General features: G+C 73.1%; 4 protein-coding genes. 1 reads left to right on the forward strand and 3 read right to left on the reverse strand.

The window, feature by feature from the left end; all coding sequences use genetic code 11:
- Positions 1-4: 4 nt before the first annotated feature.
- The 3 genes from B7767_RS28820 to B7767_RS28835 all read right to left on the reverse strand — a co-directional run bounded on the left by B7767_RS28820 (position 5) and on the right by B7767_RS28835 (position 2,059).
- The gene (locus B7767_RS28820) at positions 5-454 is read right to left on the reverse strand and encodes a universal stress protein (protein ID WP_039986619.1); all 450 of its coding nucleotides are present in this window, start codon (positions 452-454) and stop codon (positions 5-7) included.
- Between the two features lie 116 nt (positions 455-570).
- Positions 571-1,077, reverse strand: coding sequence for a flavodoxin domain-containing protein (locus B7767_RS28825; RefSeq protein WP_085574727.1), 507 nt, complete (start codon positions 1,075-1,077; stop codon positions 571-573).
- Positions 1,078-1,375: 298 nt separating this feature from the next.
- Positions 1,376-2,059 carry a DUF4389 domain-containing protein gene (locus tag B7767_RS28835; protein WP_256923608.1) on the reverse strand — a complete coding sequence of 228 codons (684 nt, stop codon included), beginning with the start codon at positions 2,057-2,059 and terminating at the stop codon, positions 1,376-1,378.
- Between the two features lie 255 nt (positions 2,060-2,314).
- On the opposite strand from B7767_RS28835, the gene B7767_RS48435 reads away from it, so the two are divergent.
- Entirely contained in the window at positions 2,315-3,031 is a 717-nt protein-coding gene (locus B7767_RS48435; RefSeq protein ID WP_256923609.1) for a universal stress protein, read from the forward strand.
- Positions 3,032-3,140: the final 109 nt, after the last annotated feature.

A 3,140-nucleotide genomic window follows, 5' to 3' on the forward strand; every position in this document is an offset into this window, starting at 1 on the left:
CGGGTCAGCGGGCGGGATCGTCCTCCTGGCGGACCACGACGACGGGGCAGGCCGCGTGCTGGGCGCAGCGCTGGCTGACCGACCCCAGCACCGCCCGGGCGAAGCCGCCCCGCCCCCGGCGGCCCACGACGAGGAGCGCGGCCCCCTCCGAAGCACGGATCAGCACCTCCGACGGGTCGCCCTCGACGAGGTGCTCCGTCAGCCCGGCGGGAGGACCGTCGGGGAAGACCGCGTGCAACTCCTGGGTGAAACGCTCCCTGGCCTGCCCCAGGTCGAACTCGGGATCGATCGCGGGTCCGCTCCAGCCCCTGGAGGACGGCGTGTCCCAGACGCAGACCGCCTCCACGGCACCGCCGACGCCCCGCGCGTAGCGGTCCGCCCACCGCAGGGCGGCGTACGACGAAGGGGATCCGTCCACGCCCACGACCACCCGTGGTACCTCGGAGGATTGCATGGCCACCTCACTCAGCAGTCGTCACTCCGCGCACCTCCACGCTGCCGGGACCCGCGCCGTCGCGCCAGTGGAGGCGGTCAGGCGGGTGCGGGGACGGCCGGTCGGCGTCGACGCCCTCATCCACCTGCTCGCAGCTCCCCGGCGATGCCCGCGGCCCAGGCGTCGACGGCCTCCCAGTCGCGGAAGTCGCCGAACCGTCCGCCCACCAGGCGGAACAGCAGACGTCCGGTGCGGGGCAGTTGGTCCCGTTCGACGACGCCGGAGAACAGGCGGTGGCTCCGGTACACCAGGCCCGGCGGCAGATCCTTCTCGATCACCGGCAGTTCCTTGGGGGCCATGCGTCGCCACGGGCCGCGCAGCGCCGCCGGCATCCCGACGCTGAAGATCCACACCGGGCGGGCGACGAGCACGTCCAGGTGGTTCCGCGCGAAGTCCTTGGCCGGTCGCAGCCAGCTCTGCCCGTGCACGGCGCTGCCGAGGACGAACGCCCGGTAGGCGTCCTCGACCTCGGTCACGGGCCTGGCCTCCGCCACCAGCCCCGCGTGCCGCAGGACGGTGGCCGTTCTCCCGGCGATCGCCCGGGTGGAACCGTGGGCGGTCGCGTATCCGACGAGTACGTTCATGACGTCACCCCGTCGACGGTGCGTTCCGCCCGCCCGGTCGCGGATGCGGTGACCGGCGTGGACCTACGCGACCGGAACCAGGTCGATTCCCGGTCAGGTGCGTCGGTGACCACGGCGATCGCCTGTCGGTCACGGATTCGGCCAGGGCACCATCCCGAGCGGATGCGCGGGGCGGTTCGGCACGGCGACGGCGGTCGGTCGGCCAGGACGGCGGTGGTGCCACCGGCGTCCGGCAGCGGTCGCACCGGCAGGCCGACGAAGCCGTGCGGGAACGGGAAGGCCGGCACGAGGACCGCCGTCATGGCGCCGTCTCCGGTTCCCCGCCGCCCTGGTCGAGCCGGAAGGGCGGGTACACGTCGGTGAGCAGGGCCGCGTAGGCGGCCACCCGCAGCACCCAGCGGTTCAGCCCGACCACCAGGTCGAACAGACCGCGCGGGTAGTGGCCGGTCGCGGCCAGGGCCACCCCGGCGCACAGGGTGAGCAGTCCGATGAGGCCACCCGCGAACCAGGTGGCCCGGACGTCCCCGAGGAGGAAGCCCAGGATCAGGTAGTGCGGGATCGCCAGCAGCCACCACTTCACCAGGACGAGGCCGCGGGACAGCCTCTCGGGATAGGCCAGGTCCCAGTGCGCGGGGTAGTCGGGGACGTCGGCGAGCGTGAAGGGCGGGTAGCGGTCGGTACCGAGCGTGCCGTAGGCGTAGTAGCCCACGCGCCAGCTCCACCGCAGCACGCCGGTGCCGAAGTCGAACAGCGGTCGGGGGTAGCGGCCGGTGAGGAGGATGGCGAAGAACGCCACCACGCTGGTTCCCACGAACGCCACCCACAGGAAGAACAGGACGACGCAGTGGGGGAACGCCAGCAACCACTTCACCAGCCACAGCCAGCGGGACAGCGGTGCGTCGAGGACCGCGGTCAGCCGCGCGGGATGGGCCGGCGGCGACATGGCGGGAGGTACCGCCGGGGGCAAGGGTTTCGTGCTCATGGGACCGGTCCCTTCGGATCCGGTGACGATCACGGGGCGGAGCACGGGTGGTCGTCGTACTGCGTGTTCTGCTTCCAGTGTTCGTCGGACGGCCCGCACGGCCCAGGGCCGAACGGTGCACGGAACCGCCGGCCGGCCGCTCGTCTGCCCTCGGGCCACGGGTGAGTGCGTGTGAGGAATGGAACCGGGCGCTGCACGGCCTGGGTGATCAGGTACTCAAGGAAGCGGCCTCCTTCGTGGTCCCGGCGGCCGACGGTGGAGACGTCGACGCTGCTGGCGGAAGGGGAGCCGGCGTGGGGCCTGCACGAGGAGGCACGGAGCGCCTCCTTGGTCGTGGTGGGTTCCTGGCACCTGAGCAAACGGCGTGGGATGTTCTCCTCCGCATCCGTGGCGCTTCCGCTCACCGCCCACGCTTCCTGCCCGGTCGTGGTCGTGCCGGAGCCGGAGCACATCGCTCAGCAGCCCGCGTACGTCGTGGTCGGCGTCGACGGCAGTGAGCATGCGGCCGCGGCGGTGGACGTGGCGTTCGAGGAGACGGCCCTGCGCAGAGCGCTCCTGCGGGCGCTGTACGTGTGGCATCCGCCGCTCCTCGGTGCCCTGGACGAGGACGCCGCGGTGCGGGAGTGCCGCCGCGTGCTGTCGGAGACGGTCGCGGGCCGTACCGCGGCACACCCGGACGTGGAGCTGCGCCACGAAGTCGTCCGCGGCCATCCGGTGCAGGTGCTGACGGAGGCGCTGCGGCTCAGCAAAGCCGGCATCGACGTCATCGAAACGGTCATCACGCCGCGGTCCGGAGCGGTGGGCCGGGCTCTGGGCGACATCCGGCTGCCCGAAGGGACGGTCGTCGCCACGATCGTCCGTGACGGACAGCCCACCGTGCCGGACCCGGCCGTCCGCCTGCGGGCCGGGGACGAGCTCCTGCTCGTCCCGCACTCCGCGACCGAACACGAGATCCACGCGGCGTTCCAGTGACCCGCCCCCTGCCGGCACGCCGGGCCGCCCGCCACTGCGGCGGGACCGGGGCCGGAGCGTGCGGCGGGCGCCCCAGTGACGCTCTCCCGTTCCCCGCACCACCACGACC

Source organism: Streptomyces sp. 13-12-16 (genome assembly GCF_002114215.1).
Taxonomy (GTDB): Bacteria; Actinomycetota; Actinomycetes; order Streptomycetales; family Streptomycetaceae; genus Streptomyces.